Origin of the sequence: Halopiger aswanensis, assembly GCF_003610195.1 — an archaeon.
GTDB lineage: Archaea > Halobacteriota > Halobacteria > Halobacteriales > Natrialbaceae > Halopiger > Halopiger aswanensis.
Genome location: NZ_RAPO01000002.1, coordinates 397,503 through 418,842, shown reverse-complemented (window position 1 = coordinate 418,842; position 21,340 = coordinate 397,503). Strand labels below are relative to the sequence as shown.

The following is a 21,340-nucleotide window of genomic DNA, read 5'->3' as shown; positions in this document are numbered from 1 at the left end:
ACCGTCGCCGCTCACCGATCCTCGACCTCGAGCACCTCGTCGCAGCACCGGCGGGCCGCCTCGAGGTGCTCGTCGACCGCCTCGTCGCCGGTATCGCCGACTTCCGAAAGCAGTTCGCGAACCTTTGCGACGCGGTCGCGGGTCGTCTCGGCGTCGAGGTCGTTCGTCGCGACGTCGCGGGCGACGGCTTCCGCCTCGCCGATCCAGCGACTCGCCGTCCGGTCGAGCGGCAGTTCGGCCGTCGCCTCGAGGTGATCGTGAAGTCGTCGCGTTCGGTCGTTCAGTCGGTCGCGGGGCTGGTCGTCGGGCACGCTCGCAGGGACGGTCTCGAGCACCGTGAGCGTTCCTGCGATGCGGCCAAACGTTGATACGCGACGTGGTCGACGTACGGATATGACGCACGACTGCTCGTTCCTCGAGGAACTCCCGCTCGAGGACGATCAGGTTTCGTTCGCCGAGAGCCGGCGCGAGGACCGCGCCGCCGACTGGGGGTCGGAACAGCGCGGCCGGGAGGTGCTGCCCGACGCCGTCGTCTGGCCCGAAAGCACGGAAGACGTGTCGACTATCCTCGAGGCGGCGACCGAGCGCGACGTGCCGGTCACGCCCTACGCCGCGGGGACGAGCCTCGAAGGTAACGCCGTGCCGGCCCACGGCGGGATCAGCCTGGATCTCACGCGGATGGACGCCGTCGTCGACTACCGGCCCGAGGACTTCCAGATCGACGTCGGGCCGGGGATCATCGGCAGCGAGGTCGACGAGCGCGTCGCCCGCGACGGGCTGATGTTCCCGCCCTTGCCGTCCTCGGGCGACATCTCCACGATCGGCGGGATGATCGCGACCGACGCCAGCGGGATGCAGACCGTCCGCTACGGCGAAGTTGCGGACTGGGTGCTCGGCCTCGAGGCGGTCCTCGCGGACGGGACCGTCGTTCAAACGGGCTCGCGGGCGGCCAAGACCTCGAGCGGCTACAACCTGACCGACCTGCTGGTCGGTAGCGAGGGCACGCTGGCCGTCGTCACCGAGGCGACGCTGGAACTCGCCGGCCGCCCCCACCAAATCCGCGGCGGACGCGCGGTCTTCGAGACGCTCGAGGACGCCACCGCCGCGATCGCCGAGGCCGTCCGGACGGAGGTCGCCGTCGCGCGGATCGAACTGCTCGACGAACTGAGCGTCCGGATGACCAACGACTACCTCGACACCGGCCTGCCGGACGCGCCGACGGTGTTCCTCGAGTTCCACGCCAACCACGGCATCGAGGAGGAGATCGACCTCTGCCGGACGATCTTCGAGGACCACGACGTCCTCGAGTTCGAGATCAGCGCGAACGACGAGGAGATGGACGAACTCTGGGAGGCTCGGCGGGAGATCGCCTTCGCGGTCGAGAACTACGAGCCCGAGTTGAGCACCCTGCATCCCGGCGACGTGACGGTGCCGATCAGCGCGTACCCCGAGATGGTCCGCGAAGCGAAGCGTCTCGCGGAGGAGCAGGACCTGCTGGCGCCCTGCTACGGCCACGCGGGCGACGGCAACCTCCACCACAACGTGCTGGTCGACACGGACGATCCGGAGATGGTCGAGCGCGGCGAGGAAGTCTACCGAAAGACGGTCGAGAAAGCCATCGAACTCGGCGGCACGGTCACCGGCGAGCACGGCATCGGCGAGGGGAAGCGACAGTTCCTCGAGGCCGAGCACGGCGCGGGCGCGGTCGACGCGATGCGGCGGGTCAAGCGGGCGCTGGATCCGACGGACACGCTGAATCCGGGGAAGATCTTTCCGGAGACGGCCGACGGCCAGCGGGTTCGAGAGAGATCGGACAACCGCACGTGACCGTTTCGGGATTCAATCGTGCACAAGCACGTCGAGCACGTCGACGCCCTCGCTCGAGAGGGCGTCCTCGAGCGCCCCTTCGATCTCGTCGGGGTCCTCGACGAGGTGACCGCGGGCGCCGTGGCTCTCGGCGTTTTTCGGAATGTCGACCGGCGGTTCGAAGTCCATGCCGACGAACTCGTGGTCGTCCTCGTCGCCGCCCAGTAGTTTCAGCGTGTTGTCCTTCAGGATGCGGTAGTTGCGGTTGTCGGGGATGACGACCGTGAGATCGAGATCCTCGCGGACCGCACTGTAGATCGAGTTGGGGTAGTAGAGGTAGGAGCCGTCGCCGACGAAGCAGATCACGTCCCGCGGGTCGCCGCGGCGATCCTCGGCGAGGGCCGCGCCGACCGACGCGGGAAGCCCGTAGCCGAGGCCGCCGCCCTTGTTCGAGACGAACTGTTCGGGCGCGAAGTCCCAGCGGGTCATGATCGGGTACTTCGAGGTGACGCTCTCGTCGACGACGTAGGCGTCCTCGGCGACCGATCGCATCGCGTCGATCAGTTCCGCCTTCGAGGCGCGGGGGTCGTCCTGCATCTCACCTTCGCCGATGTCGGCCAGCCGGTCCTCGACCGTCGACTTCAGGTCACGGACCGACTCGAGGCGCTGTTCGACGGTTCCGTCGTCGATCTTCGGCTGAACGCGCTCGATGAGTTCCTGCAGGACGAGGCCGGTGTCGCCGACGACGGCCGCGTCGGCGGGCTGGTTCTTCCCGACCTCCCAGGGGTCGTCGCTGACGTGGACGAAGGTCGCGTCGAGATCGAACAACGGTCCCTCGTGGCGGGTCAGCGTCGTGTTCGTCGACGTGCCGACCAGTAGGATGGTATCCGCGTCCAGCAGTTCCGCCGCGCGCTCCTCGTCCGGCGGCACGTAGGACACCCACTGGTCGTGATCGGTCGCGAAGTCGATCTCGCTGACGTGGACCTCGCCGTGGACGCGGGCGCCGATCGCCTCCGCGAGTTCGACCGCCGCGGCGACGGCCTCGTCGCCCGAGCGGGCCACGTGGTCGCCGACGACCATCAGCACGTCCTCGTCGTCGGCGTCGGTCAGGAGGTCGGCGGCGCCCTCGAGTTGGGTCGGATCGCCGCTCCCCGCGTTGGGGATCTCGCCGAGTCGCTCGGGTTCGGCGTCGGTTTCGGCCATCATCACGTCCAGCGGGAGGCCGAGGAAGACGGGACCGGTCGGCGGCGTCAAGGCGACGCGGACGGCCCGCCGGAGCATCGTCGGCAGCGCCTCGACGTTCAGCACTTCGGCGGACCACTTGCAGAACTGGTCGGCCAGATCCACGAGATCGCCCGCCAGCGCGGGCTCCTCGTGGCGGAAGTCGGTGCTGTGGTTTCCCGCCGTAACGACGACCGGTGCCCCCGCGCGCTTAGCCGCGTAGAGGTTCCCTAGCCCGTGGGCTAGCCCGGGCGCGACGTGGAGGTTCGCGACGCCGACGGGGTTGACCGAATCGTCGTGATGGGCGTGGTACCGTCGGGTCTGGGCGTAGCCGCCGGCCATCCCGACCGCGACGTCCTCGTGGAGTCCGAGCACGTACTCGAGGTCGCTGTCGCCGATCGCGTCGATGACCGGCAGTTCGGTCGTCCCGGGGTTGCCGAAGACGTACTCGATGCCGTAGGACTCGAGGGCGTCGACGAAGAGGTCCGCGCCGGTGTAGCCGTCGGAGCCGTCGTTGGAGCCGTTTGACATAGGTCGTCCTCAACGACCCAGCCAATCAAATGGTGGGCCGGCCGTCGAAGGGTGGGCGCCTACGACCCGGCGTCCTGGCGTCCGCTCTCGGTCACTCCAACTCGTAGCCGACCCGGGTATTATATATCAGTTCGTTGTCGCCCGAAACATGGCCCTCGCGAGAGACGGGACCGGGATCGACGCGACGGCTCGAGCCGTCTGGTCGCAGGTCCATCCCGTTTTCATGACGCCGCCGCTGGCCGCGTCGCTGTTCGGTGGGATCCTCGCCGGCGATATCGCGCCGACGGTCGCGGCGATCCACGTCGTCGCGATGTTCGCGGCGGTCTACACCGCCCACGTCAAGGACGGCTACGTCGACTTCTACGTCCGCGGCGAGGACGACGACCATCCGCTGACCGAGCGTGGGTGTCGCGTCGCGCTCGCGCTGTCGACGGGGCTGTTCGCGCTGTGTTGTGCACTGCTGTTCGCGTTCGTCAACTGGATCGCCGTCGCGCTGACGGTCCCGACGTGGCTAATCGCCTACCACCACGCCCCGCAACTCGACACGAATCCCGTCACCGCGACGACGGGCTACCCGCTGGGAATCGCGCTCTCGCTACTGGGTGGCTTCTACGTGCAGGCCGCGGCGTTCGCCGCCGTCCCGCTCGGCTTCGCCGCCGTCTTCCTCGTTCTGCTGTCGGGAATCAAAGTGATCGACGACGCCCAGGACTACGACTACGACCGCTCGATCGAGAAGCGTACCGTCGCCGTCACCGTCGGCCCGTCCCGCGCCTACGACCTCGCGTACGGGCTAATGGTGACGGCGTTGTTGCTCGTCGTCGCCCTCGCGGTCGCGCGCCTCTTTCCGCCGACCGCGGTGCTGGCAGCGCTCGCGTTCGCGGCGGTCGCGCTCGCCGCCCGGCGTGCGGGACCGGAACTCGCGACCATGCTGCTCATCCGCGGCTCGTACGTCTTTCTGGCCGTGCTCGTGGCCGCGGTCTGGTTCGAACCGCTCGCCGGGTTCGCGTGAGCGGCCGACGAGCTACTCGGCTTCGGCGCCCGCGGTGTCACCCGCTTCGGAGACGTTCGACGGGCGCCAGTCCATCTTGATGGTCACCGACTCGCGCTGCCCTCGAAGGATCGACGACCGCTCGCGGACGCTGACCTCGTACGCGATCGACGACGGCGGCCGAAGGGCGACCGTCTTGTTCCCCGCTCTGACCGTCGATTCGTCGCCGTTCTCGAGTTCGTCGGCTAGTTCACGGAGTTGTTCGGCGGCCTCCTCGCGGTCGAGTTTCTCGGCGGAGACTGTTTCCACCATAGCCGGCCGTACCACGAACCGCCGAAAAAGGCGTCTGCCTAACGATAGTATCGGTTCTGAACGGTCATCGGAGCGTATTCGTTGATTGAGCACTGTTCTACTCGCAGCCACCGACTCGTATCGTGTTACAGTATGCCACACCAAACGAAATCTGAAGGGGAAGTGGTCGAGAGTGGCTCTATGGAACTCGTCGAAGCCACCGACGACGACCTCGAGGCGCTCGTCGATCGCTGGTATGCCCTCGCAAAAGCGATGGAAGAGTATTCCGGACTGAACGAACTCGCGGTAGAGGGAACCGACGAGCGCATCGAAGACGGCTTCCGGGATCACTTCGCGGACGAGGCGATCACCGACTACCTCGTCGTTCACGACGGCGAGACGATCGGCTTCGTCACGCTCCGCGAGGGTCGCCATCCGTCCCGGCAGTACTCGCAGTACCTTCGTGTCGTGAACCTCGCGATCGACCAGGACCGTCGGAATCGGGGCCACGGCACGGCGGTCCTCGAGCGCGTGAAATCGATGGCTCGCAAGCAGGGGTGTGACCACCTCAAGGTCTCTTGCGAGTGGCACAACGAGGGCGCCCGTCGGTTCTATCGCGATGCGGGTTTCCAGCCGAAGCAAGTCGACTACGCGCAGCCGCTCGAGTGACGTAGGCGGTGAGGGTACAGGATCAGCCGTCGATGTCGATCGAAACGACGGACAGGTGCTCGTCGAGGATACCGGTTAGCGCGTCCCCGTCGACCGAGACCGTCACTGCGAGCCGCGATTCGGTCGCGTCGGAGCGGTCGGCCACGTCGACGCCGTCGTAAAATTCGGACGCCCACACCGGTCGCCGGCGGATATCGATCTCGCGCTCGTGATAGAACGCGATGACGGCCGGACGGGAGAGCAGCGGAAAAACGACGGGCACGTCCGCGCTCGCGCCGCATCGATCGCACCGGGTCGAGAAGTGCGGAAAGTCCGGATCGAGTCCCTCCGCGGTCACCCGCTCGTCGGCCCACTCGAGCGGGCCGTGACAGACAGGACAGAGTCCGTCGCAGGCCAGTTTCAGGTCCTTGTGCGTCGTGATCGTGAGCACCTCCACGGCGTCGACTAGTCCTCGCTCTTCGACGGTTCGCCGGGCGACCGCGTTCCGAAAGCCGTGCTCGTTCGAGCACGAAACTGTGAGCATTCCGTCGGCGTAGCGCGCGGTCAGCGGTTCCGCACAGACCGGACACTCGTCTTCGAGTCGCGTCGGCCCCAGCGGTTCCCCCGCGTCGTACTCGCCGGCCAGCGCCGCCGCCACCACTTGTAATCCCGCCGCGGTTATTCGGTAGCCGTCGTCGGTCCCCTTGACGAATCGGCCGCGAAGCTTCTCGAGGTGGTAGTTGAAGTTCCCCGAGTCTCGCATGCCGACCCGGCGGCGGAGTTCGGCGAAGTCGAGCGGCTCGGTCGACGTCTTCCGTCGGTCGACGAGCACGGCCAGTATACGCAGTCGCGTCGGATGCGCCAGAATCTCGAAGCCGGACTCATCGAGGTCTGTGTCAACCATCTTCGATTCGGTCCGTTCTCGATTAACCGTCCCGCGCCAGACATATCAATCCGGTTGGTGTAATCGATTGCTGGAACGATATATCAGCCGGCGGGGCGTTCAGTGAAATATGTCGATTCGACAGGCGCTCGAACGCAATGGCTCGGACAGGTCCGGCGACGGAACGTCGACCGTGCTGACGGCGGGCGGCGTCGCGGCGACGGGACTCAGTATCGCAGGCAGTCTGGTGGCATACGGTATCCTGCCGGGAACCGTTCGAATTCACTGGACGCTGGGTGGGGGTCCGTACTACGGCCCGGAGCACGCACCGACCGCGCTGGTTCTGCTAGCATTTCCAGCGTTCGTTGGCATCCTCGCAATCGGCGCGCGACAAATCGCCGCCCGGCTCGAGCGGACGGACGAGTTCGCCGGTCGCTCGACGGCCTATACACTGCTCGTACTCACCGCGTTGGTCTCCGTTCTCGTCGCTCAAGCCGTTATTATCGGTGCGAATATCTGAAACAACGCCGACGACAGCGATTCGATTCGTCCCGTACCGTCAGTTGGTGCTCACGATCTTGATCACGTCGCCCTCCTCGAGCGTGTAGTCCTCCCCGACCTCTCGGTTCGACTTGGCGTTGACCGCGTGCAGGTAGCCGTCGCCGATGTCGGAGTGGACGGCGTAGGCCAGATCGACCGGCGTCGAGCCGTCCGGCAACAGGTGCGCGTCGGGCAGGATATTCCCGCTGCCGTCGGACCACTTCGCGGCGTCCTCGACGGGGTAGGCCGTGATGTGCTCGAGCAGGTCGTAGACGGCGTGGTTGAGCGCGCCCTGGACGCCCGTGCCGCCCCACTCGGCCATCGTGTCCGCCAGATCCTCGAGGGCCTCGCGCTGGGCGTCGTTGACGTCGTCGCCGATCTCGACCGTCTCGTCGCCGGGGTCGTAGTCGACGAGGCCGTTGTCCGCGGCTCGGCGCAGGGCGAGTTCACCCTCCGCGGTCGTCGGAATCACGGGCTTGTCGAGCTCGAGCAGGCGCTCGACGTTCTCCTCGGGGGCGACGTCGATCTTGTTCGCGGCGACGACGATCGGCTTCGTGCGCTCGCGGACCAGGCGCGCGAGTTCCTCGCGGTGCTCGTCCTCCCACTGGATCGGGTCCTCGGGGTAGTCGAGTTCTCGGAGGACGGTCGCGATCTGTTTCGGCGAGGCGCCGAAGCCCGAGAGCATGTCCGCCAAGGCGTCGTCGATGTCGAAATCGGGCGAGCGGGACTTTCGCTCGACGGACTCCCAGTTGCGGTCGACGATGCCGGCCAGCCAGAGGTCCATCTCCTCCTCGATGAAGTCGATGTCCTCGAGCGGGTCGTGCTCGCCGATGTCGACGGGTTCGCCCTTCTCGTTGGTGCCGCCGGAGGCGTCGACGACGTTGACGATCACGTCGGCGTTGGTCAGTTCGTCGAGGAACTGGTTGCCCAGCCCCTTCCCCTCGTGGGCGCCGGGGACGAGGCCGGCGACGTCGAGCAGTTCGATCGGGACGTAGCGCTTGCCGTCCTCGCAGTTGTCGGCGTTACAGCGCTCCTCGCGCTCGAGGCAGGGACAGTCGGTCCGGACGTAGCTCACGCCGCGGTTGGCGTCGATCGTCGTGAAGGGGTAGTTGGCGACGTCGACGTCGGCCATCGTCGCCGCGGTGTAGAACGTGGACTTGCCGGCGTTTGGCTTTCCGGCAAGCGCGATCGAAAGCATGCTGTCCCGTAGCACCGTGGTTTCAAACTGTCTTTCGATTCAGTGACCCGCCGCGGGTGTCGGCCGGCGGGACGCGGCCGAACCGCACGACCACCGGCGGCGAAGAACGAAGGTCCCGCGGATCGAACGCGCTAGTATGCCGACGATCGAGTTTCGCGGACGGGAAATCGAGTGCGAACGCGGACGCGTCCTCCGTGACGTCCTCCTGGAAGCGGGCGAGTCGCCCCACAACGGCCGTGCGAACTGGCTCAACTGTCGCGGACACGGCACCTGCGGAACCTGTGCCGTCGCGATCGAGGGCGACGTGAGCGACCCGACCGCAGCCGAACGACGCCGTCTCTCCATCCCGCCGCACGACCCGGATTCCGGGCTCCGGCTCTCGTGCCAGACGCGGGTCGAGGGCGACCTCGAGGTTCGGAAGTACGACGGCTTCTGGGGGCAGCGGGTTCCCGACGCCGACGCAGCTGAGAGTCCGGCGGAACCGACCTCGTCCGAGGACGAGCGCTGAGCGGCCCCTTCGTCTGAAGGGCCCACGGCTTTCCGCGCGACGGCGCCACTACCGGATATGCAGTACGACGACTTCATCGGTGAAGTCCAGCACCGCGCACAACTCGACTCCCGCGAGGCCGCGCTGAGCATCTCCCGTGCGACCCTGACGACTCTCTCCGAGCGCATCCAGCCGGGCGAAGCCGAGAACCTTGGCGCCCAACTTCCCGAGGAACTCGGCCGCTTCCTCGAGGAGGTCGACGACGTCGAGCGGTTCGAGTTCGACGAGTTCGTCGATCGCGTGGCCGAACGCCAGGAGATCGGCGAGGGCGATCCGGCCGACGCGGCGTTCCACGCGCAGGTCGTCGTGGACGTCGTCGACGAAGCGGTCACCGAGGGCGCGATCGACGATATCAAGGAACAACTGCCGGACGACGAGGGCTACGAGACGCTGTTCGAAATCGCGGCGGGAGCGGAGAGTCCGGCGCCCGACTCGCAGGACTAACGCGTTCGTTTTTCGACCGTCGACCGCTTCCGACGGCAGTCGCCGACGCCGTTTCTTTGCTGCCGCGACCGCCGTCGTGAGACGCTACAGTTCGACCGCCATCATCACCTCGTCGACGTAGTCGCCCTCGAGCTTGTAGTGGTCCTCGCGGACGGCTTCGGTCTCCCAGTCGTGGGCCTCGAGGAACCCGATCGCGCCCGCGTTGGTAGCGGGCACGCTCTGGTAGACTTTTTCGTAGCCGTTGGACGCCGCCCACTCCAGCCCCCGCTCGAGGAGGTGTGAGCCGATACCGTGGCCGCGGTAGGCCTCGAGGACGCCGACGGTCAACTCGGCGGTGTGGCTCAGCTTGTCAAGTTCCGGCGCGTGGAGGTGGACCCAACCGACGACCTCGTCCTCGACGGTTGCGACGAAGAACAGCCGCGACTCGAGGTCGTTGTGCCGGAGCAGCGCGTTCTCGTGGTCGATCTCGTCGGCGACGGTCTCGGCCTCGATGTAGGTCTTCTCCGCGGCGACCGCACGGATCGCGCCGACGATCCCCGTCAGATCGCCCTGGCGCGCCGGCCGAATGTGGAACTCGAGGTCGTCGGCGACGTACTCCTCTTCGGTGCCGGCGTCGATCGCGACCTGCAGCGTGTCGTCGCGCTCCTCGAGGCGGCCGTCGCGTTTGAGGATGGCAACGTGGTGTCTGAACCTGGCCGGCTCGATAGCGAGTTCCTCGCGGGCGTCTTCGGCGTCGACGGCGCCCCGTCGCTCGACGAACTCGTAGATCGTCCGCCGGTCCGCGTGCTCGAACTCGAGTGCGTTTTTCTGTGTCATGCTATAACAAACCACGGCAGCCTATTTAATGGTTAGAGCGCTGTGGATGAGCGCTCTTGCAAGCGGGTGGGACGGGTGCCGTCTTAATGCGTCAATCCGTACAGCCCGCCGAACTTGCACCGGCAGGCCGACGAGACGAGTGCGCGGTGGCGTCGACGGGAACGCAGCCGTCGAGCCGGTTCGCGCGCGCTATGATCGGGATTGATCCGGCTCTGACTGTGGTGGTTGCTGGATGCGCACTCGCCCTCTCGGCTGCGGTCGGGCTGGTCGCTCACGAGTCAGCCCACGCGCTGGTGCTTCGCCTCGCCCGCGTCGAGTACACCGTCTCCTACTTTCCGGGCCGCGACGGTGTGCTCGGCCGGTTGGCCAGCTGTCCGTGGGCCGTCGTCGAGCCGACCCCGACCGGCCGGGAGCCGGCGTGGATCCTTCGCCTCGCAGCGCTCGCCCCGACGCTGTTGGCCCTCCCCGTCCTCGCGGCCGGCCTGACGATGGATCTCACCGCCGAGACGCCCGTCCTGTCGGCGGTCGCGATCGGCTGGCTCGCCTGCTCGATTCCCAGCCCGCAGGACTTTTCGGTCGCGTTCTACGCCCACCGACTCCTCGCCGAGACGCGGGACGCGGCGAACGCAGCGGTGTCGTTCTCCCGTGCCGACTGACGGTCGCCGGGCTGTACCGCTCCGTGCTCGCGTTTCTCGAGGACCTATAACTGTCTAGCGCCTGATCGACGGACAGCAGCGCGGAAAATTCGGGCGGGCCATGGGAAATGAGTGAACTGGCCCGCGGGGATCTACCAGCGAGCGGGTCACACAGCCACGAGTGACCGCAAGCGCTGCTTGAGCACGAGTGATCCACCGGCGCTCACAGGGGTCGTTCGGGTGTCGATACGTCGCGGGTCGGCGATCACGCCGACATCCGTATTACATACTATCGAATAATAAAGCTATCTGTTGGTGCAATCATAGTGCGATTCGGATATTTGCTGGACAAACAGATTCGATACCGGTCATTTGGTTTGCTTCTGAGCTTAAGCGTAGCGATCGGATCTCGAGCGCGCTGGTATCGAAGCGGAATACTGCGGTAGAATCGTCTGGGAACCGTCGCCAACCGGGTATTCGGTCCCCGGCGGCTCAGGGGTCGATCGCGAGCGGCGTCAAGTGGTCCGATAGCTCCGCGCTAATGAGCGCGGCGTGACTCCGTCGTAGCCGCTCTGAAAGCGCCTGATGGGAGATTCCCAGTTCGGCGGCGAGTTCCTCGAGGGTCACCTGCCGCGGCACGTCGAAGTAGCCCAGTTCGTGGGCCTTCGCGATCGTCTCGTACTGGATCTCGGTCAGCGGCGTTCGAACCCGGGCAAGGTCTTCCGTCCCGCTGACGCGTGTGACTTCGACGCGGTACTCGTACTGCTCGAGCAGCCGATGCGCCGTCGACACTGCCTCTCGATCGTGGTACAGTAACTGGAGGGCCCACCGACCGTCCCGGCCGTTGGCCGAGAGGATCGCGCCGTCGTTCTCCGAGACGATCTCCTCGAACAGTTTTAGGCGCTCGCCGAACTCGAGTCGGAAGAGCCAGCGGTTGCGGTCGGTGCCGCCGTCATCGTCGGCGTCGGTGTTCGTGCCGTCGCCGGTGTTAGTCCCAGTCTCGACGCTTGCCTCCGTCCCGGAGTCGCCGGTTACGGTCGCGATGACTTCGACCGACGGATCCGCCTCGAGTGCGTGCGCGACGGTTCGTCGGTCCGGCCCTGAGACGCGGACGAGCGGCGGCCCGTCGCCGATCATGCCGCCGATCTGGCACTCGAACGTCGGGACCCGATCGAACGCGCGGGCGAGTCCGAGGCGATCAGCCGGAACGTCGAGTTCGACGACCGTCGTCATCACCGAAACCCACCACGAAGACGTATAGACGCGTTGGGTTTCCGGTAGCCTTTCCCGCCATCCAATCGCCGTGAGAGTCGGTCTATCGATACATTTCGGTCAGATAACCGGTCACTGAATCACCGTGTGAGCGGAATCGCAACGGCTGAGTGGGAGCCGTCGGAACGCACGGCTATGAAGCCGGACACGGACGCGGAGACGGCTGTACCCGCCGACGTGGACGCGGAGGCGGATCTGGAATCGTTCATCGCCACGAACCTCGAGCGCTACGCGGACACGCAGGGCGTGTTGCCCGAGCGACTCGCGGAATTCGGCGCAACCTATCGGGAGCAGGGGTATCTCACCCGGGAGCAGTTGTACGACATCGCCTACGAATCCTCGACCCGCAGCGCCTACCACGTCGAGCGGAACCCGCCGGAGCGGTGTCGCACCGTCACCGCGAACGTCCTCGCGGTCGACGACGACTTTTCGAAGATCCAGTTGCTGACCGGCCTCTCCGGGTTCAAGGCGCCGACCGCCTCGTGCGTGCTGACCGCGTTCGACCCCGACCGCCACGCCGTCGTCGACACCCGCGTCTGGGCCTCCCTCGAGCGACTGGACCGTCTCGAGGGACGCAAGGAGTCGTTCGATGCGGCCGACTACGTCGCGATGATCGAGCCGATCCGCGAGATCGCCGCGGAGACGGGCTACACCGCCGCCGAAGTCGGCTACGCGCTGTTCGCGTACGATGCCGACGTTCGCGAAGGGACGCTGCACTGAGTTTGGCCGGCCCGAACCGCAGCGACTGACAGTACGTTCCGGTCGCTGCGCGCTAACTCGAGAAATCGGCTGAGAGATGCCGTATCCAGCCGTGTCGGCCAGTTCAGGCGTTCTGTTTAACCGAATCGGTAGCCAAACGTCAGTGATGAATATCCCCACCGACCGGCTCCTCATCATGGTCGTCGTCGTCACCGCGTTCGCCGTCCTGTTCGTCGGCTGGGCCGGTGGACTCGTCGAAGCCGAAGCCGTCGGCCTGAACGAACTCGGACTCCAAATCGGACTCGCCGCCGTCTTCCTCGTCGTGATCGCCGGCATCTGGTACCAGTTCAGCCGCATCGACGAGGAGCGCGGCGACCGCTGATTCGCCGGTATTGGGCGCTGCGGCCGCGTTGTCCCCTATTTTCGATCGGTACTGGGACCCGTGTAACTCACGGCCGACGAACCTTGCAAGTCTCCCCCACACGCTTATTCGGGGTTCACCTGTCTATCCGGATATGCGTCGCAAAAATCGGGCGGGACCGTCGAGACCCTTCCGTCGGTCGCTTTCCCGTGAATTGGCGGCCCTCGAGGCGGAACTCGAGGAAACCAAACAACACATCGATCAACTGGAGAACACGCTTCGAGGCGTCGTCCGGGATGCGAACGACATTTCGGTCGGCGGTCCCTGCTCGTGCGGCCAGAGTCTGCTCCTGATTCGCCAGCGCGTGATCTACTGCCCGCAGTGTGAGTACAAGCGGACGATCTGATCGAAACGGCGATCGAGAGGATCGATAGCCGTCACTCGCGGTCGAACATCGAACATGCCGGCCGGATATTTTTGGGCCTCACTGCACTGTATCGTGTATGGCCACCCGACCCCCGATCGAGTGTCCCATCTGCCACGACGATCTCCCGCGCGAGCGGCGCCTCGAGGATCATCTGGTTGGAACGCACTCGAAGCGAAAATTGGCGAAGTTCGTCGTGTCTGAAACCGAAGCGTTGCGCGAGGGCGACATCGCCGAGTAGCTCTTTCGCTGTCGGTCACCGCCGATTCCGGTGCCCGTCGATCGCCGTCCGACGATCGATATCCACCGGCCTATCGAAACTGCTCGAGGCTCGAGACCTCGATAGCCGCGCGGGACGGTAACTCGGAGGGACTTCCACTAGTGGCGTTCGATACGGACAGCGGCCGTCACACGCCAACTTTCGCTCGTCGTCACACATCGGCATCACCGGTCTGGATATCCAGCGTCAGCGTTCGATCGGCGCGGCGCTCCTCGAACTCCTCGCGCTCACCGGCCTTGTAGTAGTGACGCCGGATCGTTTCGGGGCGGGCGTTGACCCGCTTCGCGACGGTTTCGATCTCGAGGCCGCGGAGCAACTGCCAGGTGATCGAGCCGGTTCGGATCGCGTGGGGACTTCTCGAGGAGGGACACTTGCTCGCGTGGTTCCGGTGGGTGTACTCGCAGGACTCCCGCTCGTTGCCGTGCGGACACGCCACGGCGCGACACGGCTGCGTGCCGCGATAGGACCACGCCCGAAACGTGGTCGGCGAGGGTCGTCCCTGCCGCCCGCAGAACAGGGGCTTGCGCCCCTCGTCGTCGCGCTTGTCGCAGCGCTCGCGGGCGACGTACGCCCGAAGCGCCCGCCCGACGGGTTTCGAGACGCCGACGACGCGCTCGCCGGCCGCCTTGTTCTTCAGCAGCGTCGGCGGTCGGTGACGAAACTCGAGCGTCCGCCGCTCGGGGTCGAAGTCCCGCAAGTCGAGGGCGCGAATCCCGCTCAGGCGCGCGCCGACGTGCCAGGCGACCTCGAGGAAGGCGTGTTCCGGCCGGCCGAACAGGGCGGGCGACGACCGGAACGTCGACAGCAGCGTCTCGGCGTGGTCGACCGCGAGCCGGACGTCGCTGGACTCTTCCTCGCGGCTGAGGGTCGGCACGTGCACCGTCTCGTGGAGCGCGTCGTCGACGACGTCGATCGCCGCGCAGTACTCGAGTAACTGCTTGAGGGCGGTCAGCTCCCCGTTCAGCGTCGCCGGCGCGATACCGGCGGCCTCCCGTGCCGCGCGGTACTCGTCGAGGTCCCAGCCGGAGAGGTCGCTCATCGACTCGATACCCTCGTCCTCGGCCCAGCGGACGAAGCGCGTGAGCCGGTTCCGGTAGCTACGAACCGTGTTCGCGGTGTTTTCCTGCTTGCGCCGGGCCAGAAAGCGGTCGCGGGCCGCCCGGGGTGAGAGGTCGCGCCCGCTCATGGCCGCTCGACACCACCGCTTGGCTTGGCCGGGTCAGTTGCAATGGCGAACATATCGGAGACAACGACCGACCGTGGTATATCGCTACAGCGGCGATGACCGGAAGCGACGGATGCGCGAGCGATGTCGGGAAAACGCTCTCGAGAAGCCCCGTCCGCGGCGTCTGGAGCGTGTCCGGAATGTGTCCGGAACGTGTCCGGAAGACGGTTAGCGTGTCCGGAATGCGACGAACCGGAATCGAAAGGCAGTCGAAAGAAACGTCAGCGGACAACTGGTGGCTCAAAACAGCCGAATCAGGGTTCCGGAACGAAGTACGTCTTCCCGCGGCCCGACCCAGTCGACGCGAGCAGCCCGTACTTATCCTCGAGCGTCGCGAGGTACCGCCGTCGCGTCCGGTTCGTCTTCGGTTCGGCGGCCCGCTCCTCGTAGGTCGCGTGGAGTTCGGTCGCGCCGATCTCGCCGGCGTCGGCGACGATGTCGTACAGCAGTCGCTTGTGCGTCCCCAGCGCGTCGATCCGATCCTGCTGGAGGTCCCGCCGGGCTTTGTCGTGGACCGCGTCGACGTCAGCGAGTTCGATTTGCGACCGATCGGTCCGAGCGACGCGGCGCGTAGCCTTCTCGAGGAGTTTGATCGCTTCGCGCGCGTCGCCGGCGGCGAGGTCGGCGATGTACTCGACGACCGGCTCGTCGATCACGTCGGGTCGCAACCCGGCGTCGATCCGCGCCAGCAGGATGTCGACGACCTCCTCGTGGGTGTACTTCCGGAGCCGGAGCGTCTCGGCGCTCGAGAACCGGGATTTGACGCGGCCGTTCAGTCGGTGAGATGCGAAGAAGTCGTCCTCGTCGATCGTGATCCCGACGATCGTCACGTTCGGCAGGTCGCCCAGCCCCAGCAGGAGCGTCTCGTCCTCCAAAACGTCGACCTCGTCGATGATCGCGACGACGTGGTCGTCCGTCCCGCGAAAGGCGTCGATAAAGGCGCTGGCGCCGGTCCCGTCCCGCGGCAGGTGGTTCCCGATCCCCGAATCCTGCGCGAGCCCGTGGAGGACGTCGGTCTTCGCGGAGCCGGACATGCAGTTCCAGTAGGCCCGGCGGACGCCGAACGACTCCTGGCGGAGCTTGCGGACGACGTACTTCGCGAGGGTCGTCTTCCCCGAGCCCGCGGGCCCGAAGATGAGACAGTGGTCCCCGCCGACTCCGTCCGTGATCGGCTCGAGCGCCGCCGCGAGCTGGCTGATCTGGCCGTCACGGTGCTCGAGGTCCTGGGGCACGTAGGTCGTCGCGAGCGCTCGAGCGTCCGTGATCATACGCCATCACTCGTCGCAACGCTATTAATTACTGATGGTAGTGTCGACTCGCGATCTCTCGACGGTGTGCATTACGACTGGCGCCTCGTCAATAGCAATCTGCCGAGTTCGATCACGAACGCCGTGATTCCGGTCGCGGCCGCGAGTTCTCCGACGACGCAGTAGACGAGCGCCACGACGAACACTCGAGCGAGGAGGCGGCGAGCGCGGGGCCGAAGGCGAGCGAGGCGAGTTTGCCGGAGGACTCGTCCAGCGATGATCGGGCCGGCTGCGATCGCTGTGTTCAGCCAGTCGATCACCGTCCAGTCGGTCAATGCAGCGCCTCGAGACGACGACTCGCTCCTGAACGCTCGACCGGCTGTCGCTTCGGGTCGGGCGGCAGGGGAGTCGATGGACCGCTCGAGGGCTGGGTTCGCTGCCGACTTTCGAATAGCCTGCTCGAGGGACGTGTTCGTCGTAGGAGGGTGGAGTGGGCGCTGGCTTGAACAACAGCGAACGCGACACGGAGGGATCGGAGGGATTTGAACCGCGCGGACGTCGCTTCGCTCGTCCGCTGAGCTCAAATCCTCCTCGTCCGATATTCGCGACTCACGATGTTGTTCGTCGCGAGAAAATGGGGTCGGAGGGATTTGAACCCCCGATCGACTGATATCTCCGGTGCGCCTCGGAACTCCAGAGGGTCATCACACGAGCACTGATCAGGTGCTCGATCAGTATATCAGTCTGGAGTGTCGTCCCGGGCGCGTGCCTCTGGAGTCAGTCGCCATGCCTGGCTTGGCCACAACCCCGTGCGTTTCCCAGTTGGGGGATGGACCCTAAATCGGTTTCGATTCGCACTACAGCCACGGGGCCCGCTCGTCGGCGTCCCTCGCCTCGTCGCTCGGGTACGCGTCTTCGGGGTCGGAATCGGGCTCGACGGTAGTCGGCGACGGCTCGGCCTCCTCGCTCGAGTCGGCTGCGCCGCCATCAGTTAGCGGGCCGGTTCCGACCGCGGGCGTAGGCGGCGATTCCGGTTCGACATCCGCATCCGCATCGGCGTCAGCGTCGGAGCCGCGCTCGAGCGGCAGATCGAGCGCGAACAGGCCGGCGACCAGCAGCGCGGCCAGCGGCGCCTGTCCGAAGGCCATCCCGAGCAGCGACAGCGGCAGCAGGCCGAGCGCGACGGCGCTGCCGAAGCGGAAGCGATCGATATCCATGTACTCCCGGAGGAACGGCCCCCCGAGCGCGACCGAGAGCGCGAACCCGACGCCGACGCCGGCCGCGAGCGCCGCGTGCGCGACGAGTTCGGGGTCGGTCATCAGGGTGAAGCTCACGTCGGTGAGATCGACGCTCGCGACCAGCCCGAGGCCGATGATGACGGCGGGGTTGGGCAGGTAGTCGCCGATGGTCGCGCTGGCGGTCTGGGCGGCGATCGCGAGGATCACCAGCGCGGCGAACCGCGTGATGATCGCGTCCTCGAGCATGCTGCCGATCGCAGGCGCCAGCACGGCCTGGGCGGCCGCCAGTAGTATGAGCGGGATTCCGACCAGGAGGACGATCGCGGCCTGCTCGCGGGCCGTCCCGTCCATCTCGGCGAGGATCACCGCGACGGTTGCGCTGCCGCCGAAGATCAGGAGGCCGACCTGCACGGCGTTTACCGGATCGTTCAACGCGCCGGCGAGGATCAGCGCCGGGAAGACGCCGTCGATCAGCGGCAGCATCATCACGACCGCCAACAGCCTGGCGTCACCACCGACTAACCGCTCTAAGCGGAGGGCAACCGGGTGCTGAGAGGTACTCATTGGTCAGGGACGATGGCCATGACCCGAGGCCGATGGGTAATGAGGCGGACGATACCGTAATTGGTGACGTGCGAAGGGCCACCAATTCGTCCGATTAGGGCCTCGCGCTGTGAGTTTGTATTTGAAGGGATTCCCGAATGTAAAGCTGGAGTCGGAGGTAGTCGTCATCCGACCGGCGATTCGGGATTCGCTGGAACTCACAGCGTTCATACTCGGCCAAAGGTTGGGATTGTCAATAAGCGTTGTGTGAGACGCGGTTCCACGATCCATATGTTTCCCGACACTAGCGCCCACGATCGAACGCTAGTGTACGGATCTGTAACGATCGATATGGGCAGTTGTCGAGCGAACAGAGGCGACGACGGCCGCGTGGCTGATCGAACGAGCGCGCTGCCGACGCGAGAGAGGAAAAACGACGGCCGGCCGCCGCGATTACTGGTCCGGGACGACGACCGTATCGCCGCCGCTCGAGACGGTTATCTGGCAGTCTTGATACTCGAAGCTGATCTCGACGTGGTGGTCGCGAGGGGTCGACGGGGTCACGAGCTGGTTGAGGGCCTCGGGATTGATGGTGTCGAACAGGGGCGGCATATCGATCGGGTCCTCGCCGGTTACGGTCGCGACGGCTTCGACGATCGCCACGACGATCGAATCGGAACCGCCGTCGAAACTGGTGTGGAGGACCGCAGGGGCGTTGTCACCGTCGGTTCCGATCTCAATATGCCGGAACGAGGAGGAATCCGAGTGAGTCGTGTTGTCGCTCATTACTATTCTGAACGGGTGCGACCGTGGTAAGGGTGGACGCTGACTAGTCAGTGGTTCCGGTCGATCTCCTCGAAGAGGTGCTCGAGGACGGTTTGCTGGGCCTTTCGGAGGTGTTGGTTGAACGTCTGCCGGGTTACACCGAAGCGGTCGGCTAGCTCGCCGCCGGTGCTGGTACGGGGCGTCTCGAAGTAGCCGCTGAAGTACGCGGCGTCGAGGGTTGCAAGCTGTCGGTCGGTGAGCGCGTCGGCGACGATGTCGTACAGCAGGTGCGGCGAGTAGACGAGGTCCTCGGAGACCAATTCGACGTTGTCGTGGAACCGACGAATGCCCTCCGCCGCCAGCCGGTGATCGACGTCGCCGGGCAACTCGCCGAGGAATCGAACTTCGTCGTGGGCGATGATGACGGCACGCGGCTGGCCGCCAAGCGACTGAAACACTTCGGCGACCGTCGCCTCTTTGGCACGGGCTTCGATGCGGCTGTACCCCTCGGACGTGCTGAGAAGGCGAACGTCGACGTAGTGGGGCACCTCCTCGACGGCGGTAACGAAATCGTTCGCCGAGAGGTCCGACGTGCCCATGTACTGGATCGTCGCATCGTCCGGCAGTGAGACGACCGATTCGACCTCGATCCGCCACTCTCCCTCTTCGACGCGCAGCGACGGCGGCACTGCGGCCTGATCCGCGCGGAACTCGAGGCGCCGCATGTGGTCGCTGAGCAGCCGCTCGCCGCGGCGCTTCAGATCCGTGACGTCCTCGAACGCGACGACGACGTACTCGACCTCGTCGGCGTCGTTCGCGACGGGCCGGGAGTTGGTCACCAGCCAGCGTTCGGTTCCATCGGGCAGCTCGAGCCAGTGTTCGAACCCGTACTCGGGTTCGCCAGTTTCGAAGACGCGCGCGACGGGGTGTTCGTCGACCGGAATGGGCGTTCCGTCCTCGTAGGAGATGTTCCACTCGGACGGCTCGTACGATCGCTTTGCGATTTCGTCGCTCGAGAGGCGGAGCGTCTCGATCGCCCGTTCGTTCGCGTAGACGATCGCACCTGCCGAATCGATGACGACGGTGCTGATCGGACTGACGTCGAAGATGCGCCGGGCGAGGTCCGGCGGCGGGAGGCGTCGGTCGTCGTCTGCAGGATCCGACTGCGATCGGTCCTGCACTCCGTCCGCCGCGTCCGTCCCCGTTTCGAAGAACGCGACCTCCGTCGGCTCCGATCCCGTCATTGTCCCCCGAAACGGCCGATGTTGCGGTCGCGGCAGTCGGACCCGGACCGATCGACAGCCCGCCGCAGATTCGTGTCTCCATCCGCAGACTCACGCGTCCATTTTCGCCCGCAACGGTCCCGACCAGTGCCCGAAACAACCGGGTCCCCCTCGAGTGCCCCTCGATTCATGGGCTCGCGTACGGCGCCCACGAATAAGTGTGCCTCGCGAACGTGCGTCTGATTGTCAGTTTTCACGTTCTATCGGCTGCACTACTGCCGTCAGCAGCCGCCGCTCACGCGTCCGCGTCGGGGAAGATCCCCTCCGGCAGGTAGGCTGAGACCGTCCAGTTCGGTGCGTTGACCACCTGATTGAGCTTCAGATCGACGGCCGCCGAACACAGGATGTAGGCTTCTTCGCGCGTGAGTCCCCGCTCGGCGTGGCAGTGATCGATCATTCCGCGGATAGCGTCTTTCGCCGCCTCGCGCACGTCGTCGCCGACTCCCGTCGTGCCGTACATCGGTTCGTCGCGCCCAGTCGGCGTAAACGGGCCGTCGGTCTCGAACTGGGGCTGCTCGAGGTCCATCTCCGAGCGGAGTTCGAAGCGGCAGGTGATCGACATCGGGGCCTCGATACCCGAGATGCAGACCTCGCCGTCGCCCTGGGCGGCGTGGCAGTCGCCGATGCTGAACAGCCCGCCCTCGACTGCGATCGGGAGGTACATCGTCGATCCGGCAGTCACGTGCTTGATGTCCAGATTGCCGCCGACGGGTCGGGGCGGGTTCGTATCGTGTTCGCCCGGCTCGGCCGGCGCGACGCCGAGGGTGCCGGGGAACGGGTGCAGCGGTACCTCGATCCCGTTTACGAAGCGCGCGACGCCGTCCTCGAGGTCCCAGATGTGTAGTGCGGGCTCGGGAAACTCCTCGGGCAACAGTCCCATGGCCAGTTCGCCGGGCAGCACGAGGGTGTACCCCCAGCCGCGGTGCTCGAGTTCGAGGACGTCGACCTGCAGCACGTCGCCCGGCTCGGCGCCGTCGATCGCGATCGGGCCGGTCAGCGTGTGTACCTGCTCAACGTCCAGTTCGGCGAGGTCCGCTACCGTCGAGTCCGGACCGAGTTGACCGTTCGCCGCGTCCCGGCACTCGAACCGGACGACGTCGCCGGATTCGATCGTCCGAACCGGCTCGCGACCTCTGTTCCAGTCGCTGTGAACGGTCTCGTCCGTGGCGTCGATCTCGTGGTCTACCCGACCGTGAGTTGACATATGCTGTAGTAGACGACGTCGGTGTAGATAAATTGCGCAGCCGCGGCCTCGATCGCTGCCGCCGATCATCGCCGGTGCGTCGTCGGCTCTCGAAGCACTACTTACGCGACCGATTATCAGAAGGTACTCCCGACGAATACCGCGTTCACCGCCCGCGGACGCGATAATTCCGACACGGCCGAATCCGGCGATGCGGGGCTCGTCACGGGTTCTCACCCGCGTCTATCTCGCAACGCTTTTTGCGGGCGGGG

25 protein-coding genes and 1 tRNA gene are annotated in these 21,340 nt (G+C 66.0%); 11 read left to right on the top strand and 15 right to left on the bottom strand.

Annotated elements, in window-relative coordinates; genetic code table 11:
• Window positions 1-11: 11 nt before the first annotated feature.
• The gene (locus ATJ93_RS09250) at window positions 12-311 is read right to left on the bottom strand and encodes a hypothetical protein (protein ID WP_120245233.1); all 300 of its coding nucleotides are present in this window, start codon (window positions 309-311) and stop codon (window positions 12-14) included.
• 82 nt (window positions 312-393) lie between these two features.
• Here ATJ93_RS09250 and ATJ93_RS09245 point away from each other — a divergent pair, with 82 nt between their 5' ends.
• Window positions 394-1,827 carry an FAD-binding oxidoreductase gene (locus ATJ93_RS09245; protein ID WP_120244366.1) on the top strand — a complete coding sequence of 478 codons (1,434 nt, stop codon included), beginning with the start codon at window positions 394-396 and terminating at the stop codon, window positions 1,825-1,827.
• Between the two features lie 12 nt (window positions 1,828-1,839).
• Here ATJ93_RS09245 and ATJ93_RS09240 read toward each other — a convergent pair whose 3' ends face one another.
• Window positions 1,840-3,558 carry a thiamine pyrophosphate-binding protein gene (locus ATJ93_RS09240; RefSeq protein ID WP_120244365.1) on the bottom strand — a complete coding sequence of 573 codons (1,719 nt, stop codon included), beginning with the start codon at window positions 3,556-3,558 and terminating at the stop codon, window positions 1,840-1,842.
• A gap of 148 nt (window positions 3,559-3,706) precedes the next feature.
• On the opposite strand from ATJ93_RS09240, the gene ATJ93_RS09235 reads away from it, so the two are divergent.
• Window positions 3,707-4,567, top strand: a complete 861-nt coding sequence (locus ATJ93_RS09235) for a UbiA family prenyltransferase (protein WP_120244364.1) — start codon at window positions 3,707-3,709, stop codon at window positions 4,565-4,567.
• Window positions 4,568-4,579: 12 nt separating this feature from the next.
• Here the strand turns inward: ATJ93_RS09235 and ATJ93_RS09230 are convergent, their stop codons facing one another.
• Window positions 4,580-4,858, bottom strand: coding sequence for an amphi-Trp domain-containing protein (locus ATJ93_RS09230; RefSeq protein WP_120244363.1), 279 nt, complete (start codon window positions 4,856-4,858; stop codon window positions 4,580-4,582).
• 180 nt (window positions 4,859-5,038) lie between these two features.
• Between ATJ93_RS09230 and ATJ93_RS09225 the strand changes: the two genes are divergently transcribed.
• Window positions 5,039-5,506: a GNAT family N-acetyltransferase gene (locus ATJ93_RS09225; protein WP_120244362.1), complete on the top strand. Its 468-nt coding sequence runs from the start codon at window positions 5,039-5,041 to the stop codon at window positions 5,504-5,506.
• A gap of 22 nt (window positions 5,507-5,528) precedes the next feature.
• Here the strand turns inward: ATJ93_RS09225 and ATJ93_RS09220 are convergent, their stop codons facing one another.
• Window positions 5,529-6,389 (bottom strand): ArsR/SmtB family transcription factor, encoded by an 861-nt coding sequence (locus ATJ93_RS09220; protein ID WP_120244361.1) that lies wholly within the window; start codon window positions 6,387-6,389, stop codon window positions 5,529-5,531.
• A 109-nt stretch (window positions 6,390-6,498) separates the two neighbouring features.
• Between ATJ93_RS09220 and ATJ93_RS09215 the strand changes: the two genes are divergently transcribed.
• Entirely contained in the window at window positions 6,499-6,888 is a 390-nt protein-coding gene (locus ATJ93_RS09215) for a hypothetical protein (protein WP_120244360.1), read from the top strand.
• A 39-nt stretch (window positions 6,889-6,927) separates the two neighbouring features.
• Here the strand turns inward: ATJ93_RS09215 and ATJ93_RS09210 are convergent, their stop codons facing one another.
• Window positions 6,928-8,106 (bottom strand): redox-regulated ATPase YchF, encoded by a 1,179-nt coding sequence (locus tag ATJ93_RS09210; RefSeq protein ID WP_120244359.1) that lies wholly within the window; start codon window positions 8,104-8,106, stop codon window positions 6,928-6,930.
• Between the two features lie 136 nt (window positions 8,107-8,242).
• Here ATJ93_RS09210 and ATJ93_RS09205 point away from each other — a divergent pair, with 136 nt between their 5' ends.
• Both ATJ93_RS09205 and ATJ93_RS09200 read left to right on the top strand, forming a co-directional pair.
• On the top strand, window positions 8,243-8,614 hold the full coding sequence (locus tag ATJ93_RS09205; protein WP_120244358.1) for a 2Fe-2S iron-sulfur cluster-binding protein: 372 nt from the start codon (window positions 8,243-8,245) through the stop codon (window positions 8,612-8,614).
• 57 nt (window positions 8,615-8,671) lie between these two features.
• Entirely contained in the window at window positions 8,672-9,097 is a 426-nt protein-coding gene (locus ATJ93_RS09200; RefSeq protein WP_120244357.1) for a DUF2267 domain-containing protein, read from the top strand.
• 84 nt (window positions 9,098-9,181) lie between these two features.
• Here the strand turns inward: ATJ93_RS09200 and ATJ93_RS09195 are convergent, their stop codons facing one another.
• Window positions 9,182-9,913 carry a GNAT family N-acetyltransferase gene (locus tag ATJ93_RS09195; protein ID WP_120244356.1) on the bottom strand — a complete coding sequence of 244 codons (732 nt, stop codon included), beginning with the start codon at window positions 9,911-9,913 and terminating at the stop codon, window positions 9,182-9,184.
• A gap of 191 nt (window positions 9,914-10,104) precedes the next feature.
• On the opposite strand from ATJ93_RS09195, the gene ATJ93_RS09190 reads away from it, so the two are divergent.
• Complete coding sequence (locus ATJ93_RS09190) at window positions 10,105-10,569, top strand: hypothetical protein (RefSeq protein WP_120244355.1); 465 nt, start codon at window positions 10,105-10,107, stop codon at window positions 10,567-10,569.
• Window positions 10,570-11,040: 471 nt separating this feature from the next.
• On the opposite strand, the gene ATJ93_RS09185 is transcribed toward ATJ93_RS09190, so the two are convergent.
• Window positions 11,041-11,781, bottom strand: coding sequence for a helix-turn-helix domain-containing protein (locus tag ATJ93_RS09185; protein WP_120244354.1), 741 nt, complete (start codon window positions 11,779-11,781; stop codon window positions 11,041-11,043).
• Window positions 11,782-12,015: 234 nt separating this feature from the next.
• Here ATJ93_RS09185 and ATJ93_RS09180 point away from each other — a divergent pair, with 234 nt between their 5' ends.
• The 4 genes from ATJ93_RS09180 to ATJ93_RS23625 all read left to right on the top strand — a co-directional run bounded on the left by ATJ93_RS09180 (window position 12,016) and on the right by ATJ93_RS23625 (window position 13,545).
• On the top strand, window positions 12,016-12,540 hold the full coding sequence (locus tag ATJ93_RS09180; protein ID WP_120245232.1) for a hypothetical protein: 525 nt from the start codon (window positions 12,016-12,018) through the stop codon (window positions 12,538-12,540).
• 145 nt (window positions 12,541-12,685) lie between these two features.
• On the top strand, window positions 12,686-12,901 hold the full coding sequence (locus ATJ93_RS09175; RefSeq protein ID WP_120244353.1) for a hypothetical protein: 216 nt from the start codon (window positions 12,686-12,688) through the stop codon (window positions 12,899-12,901).
• Window positions 12,902-13,034: 133 nt separating this feature from the next.
• Window positions 13,035-13,286: a hypothetical protein gene (locus ATJ93_RS09170; protein WP_120244352.1), complete on the top strand. Its 252-nt coding sequence runs from the start codon at window positions 13,035-13,037 to the stop codon at window positions 13,284-13,286.
• Window positions 13,287-13,383: 97 nt separating this feature from the next.
• Window positions 13,384-13,545, top strand: a complete 162-nt coding sequence (locus ATJ93_RS23625) for a hypothetical protein (protein WP_170155551.1) — start codon at window positions 13,384-13,386, stop codon at window positions 13,543-13,545.
• Between the two features lie 190 nt (window positions 13,546-13,735).
• On the opposite strand, the gene ATJ93_RS09165 is transcribed toward ATJ93_RS23625, so the two are convergent.
• The 8 genes from ATJ93_RS09165 to ATJ93_RS09135 form a co-directional block, all read right to left on the bottom strand.
• Window positions 13,736-14,770, bottom strand: a complete 1,035-nt coding sequence (locus tag ATJ93_RS09165; protein WP_120244351.1) for a tyrosine-type recombinase/integrase — start codon at window positions 14,768-14,770, stop codon at window positions 13,736-13,738.
• A gap of 293 nt (window positions 14,771-15,063) precedes the next feature.
• The gene (locus tag ATJ93_RS09160; RefSeq protein WP_120244350.1) at window positions 15,064-16,077 is read right to left on the bottom strand and encodes a Cdc6/Cdc18 family protein; all 1,014 of its coding nucleotides are present in this window, start codon (window positions 16,075-16,077) and stop codon (window positions 15,064-15,066) included.
• A 71-nt stretch (window positions 16,078-16,148) separates the two neighbouring features.
• Window positions 16,149-16,391: a hypothetical protein gene (locus ATJ93_RS09155; RefSeq protein ID WP_120244349.1), complete on the bottom strand. Its 243-nt coding sequence runs from the start codon at window positions 16,389-16,391 to the stop codon at window positions 16,149-16,151.
• A 300-nt stretch (window positions 16,392-16,691) separates the two neighbouring features.
• Window positions 16,692-16,865, bottom strand: a tRNA-Trp gene (locus ATJ93_RS23620).
• A 48-nt stretch (window positions 16,866-16,913) separates the two neighbouring features.
• Entirely contained in the window at window positions 16,914-17,858 is a 945-nt protein-coding gene (locus tag ATJ93_RS09150; protein WP_120244348.1) for a DUF5794 domain-containing protein, read from the bottom strand.
• A 432-nt stretch (window positions 17,859-18,290) separates the two neighbouring features.
• Window positions 18,291-18,623: a HalOD1 output domain-containing protein gene (locus tag ATJ93_RS09145; RefSeq protein ID WP_120244347.1), complete on the bottom strand. Its 333-nt coding sequence runs from the start codon at window positions 18,621-18,623 to the stop codon at window positions 18,291-18,293.
• Between the two features lie 47 nt (window positions 18,624-18,670).
• Complete coding sequence (locus ATJ93_RS09140; RefSeq protein WP_245977538.1) at window positions 18,671-19,846, bottom strand: bacterio-opsin activator domain-containing protein; 1,176 nt, start codon at window positions 19,844-19,846, stop codon at window positions 18,671-18,673.
• 274 nt (window positions 19,847-20,120) lie between these two features.
• Window positions 20,121-21,089, bottom strand: coding sequence for an acetamidase/formamidase family protein (locus ATJ93_RS09135; protein ID WP_120244346.1), 969 nt, complete (start codon window positions 21,087-21,089; stop codon window positions 20,121-20,123).
• Window positions 21,090-21,340: the final 251 nt, after the last annotated feature.

Excerpts from the sequence above, each read along its gene's own strand:
- ATJ93_RS09245 (WP_120244366.1), top strand. The coding sequence starts at position 394 with ATGACGCACGACTGCTCGTTCCTCGAGGAACTCCCGCTCGAGGACGAT.
- ATJ93_RS09240 (WP_120244365.1), bottom strand. The coding sequence starts at position 3,558 with ATGTCAAACGGCTCCAACGACGGCTCCGACGGCTACACCGGCGCGGAC.
- ATJ93_RS09235 (WP_120244364.1), top strand. The coding sequence starts at position 3,707 with ATGGCCCTCGCGAGAGACGGGACCGGGATCGACGCGACGGCTCGAGCC.
- ATJ93_RS09230 (WP_120244363.1), bottom strand. The coding sequence starts at position 4,858 with ATGGTGGAAACAGTCTCCGCCGAGAAACTCGACCGCGAGGAGGCCGCC.
- ATJ93_RS09225 (WP_120244362.1), top strand. The coding sequence starts at position 5,039 with ATGGAACTCGTCGAAGCCACCGACGACGACCTCGAGGCGCTCGTCGAT.
- ATJ93_RS09220 (WP_120244361.1), bottom strand. The coding sequence starts at position 6,389 with ATGGTTGACACAGACCTCGATGAGTCCGGCTTCGAGATTCTGGCGCAT.
- ATJ93_RS09215 (WP_120244360.1), top strand. The coding sequence starts at position 6,499 with ATGTCGATTCGACAGGCGCTCGAACGCAATGGCTCGGACAGGTCCGGC.
- ATJ93_RS09210 (WP_120244359.1), bottom strand. The coding sequence starts at position 8,106 with ATGCTTTCGATCGCGCTTGCCGGAAAGCCAAACGCCGGCAAGTCCACG.
- ATJ93_RS09205 (WP_120244358.1), top strand. The coding sequence starts at position 8,243 with ATGCCGACGATCGAGTTTCGCGGACGGGAAATCGAGTGCGAACGCGGA.
- ATJ93_RS09200 (WP_120244357.1), top strand. The coding sequence starts at position 8,672 with ATGCAGTACGACGACTTCATCGGTGAAGTCCAGCACCGCGCACAACTC.
- ATJ93_RS09195 (WP_120244356.1), bottom strand. The coding sequence starts at position 9,913 with ATGACACAGAAAAACGCACTCGAGTTCGAGCACGCGGACCGGCGGACG.
- ATJ93_RS09190 (WP_120244355.1), top strand. The coding sequence starts at position 10,105 with ATGATCGGGATTGATCCGGCTCTGACTGTGGTGGTTGCTGGATGCGCA.
- ATJ93_RS09185 (WP_120244354.1), bottom strand. The coding sequence starts at position 11,781 with ATGACGACGGTCGTCGAACTCGACGTTCCGGCTGATCGCCTCGGACTC.
- ATJ93_RS09175 (WP_120244353.1), top strand. The coding sequence starts at position 12,686 with ATGAATATCCCCACCGACCGGCTCCTCATCATGGTCGTCGTCGTCACC.
- ATJ93_RS09170 (WP_120244352.1), top strand. The coding sequence starts at position 13,035 with ATGCGTCGCAAAAATCGGGCGGGACCGTCGAGACCCTTCCGTCGGTCG.
- ATJ93_RS23625 (WP_170155551.1), top strand. The coding sequence starts at position 13,384 with ATGGCCACCCGACCCCCGATCGAGTGTCCCATCTGCCACGACGATCTC.
- ATJ93_RS09165 (WP_120244351.1), bottom strand. The coding sequence starts at position 14,770 with ATGAGCGGGCGCGACCTCTCACCCCGGGCGGCCCGCGACCGCTTTCTG.
- ATJ93_RS09160 (WP_120244350.1), bottom strand. The coding sequence starts at position 16,077 with ATGATCACGGACGCTCGAGCGCTCGCGACGACCTACGTGCCCCAGGAC.
- ATJ93_RS09150 (WP_120244348.1), bottom strand. The coding sequence starts at position 17,858 with ATGAGTACCTCTCAGCACCCGGTTGCCCTCCGCTTAGAGCGGTTAGTC.
- ATJ93_RS09145 (WP_120244347.1), bottom strand. The coding sequence starts at position 18,623 with ATGAGCGACAACACGACTCACTCGGATTCCTCCTCGTTCCGGCATATT.
- ATJ93_RS09140 (WP_245977538.1), bottom strand. The coding sequence starts at position 19,846 with ATGACGGGATCGGAGCCGACGGAGGTCGCGTTCTTCGAAACGGGGACG.
- ATJ93_RS09135 (WP_120244346.1), bottom strand. The coding sequence starts at position 21,089 with ATGTCAACTCACGGTCGGGTAGACCACGAGATCGACGCCACGGACGAG.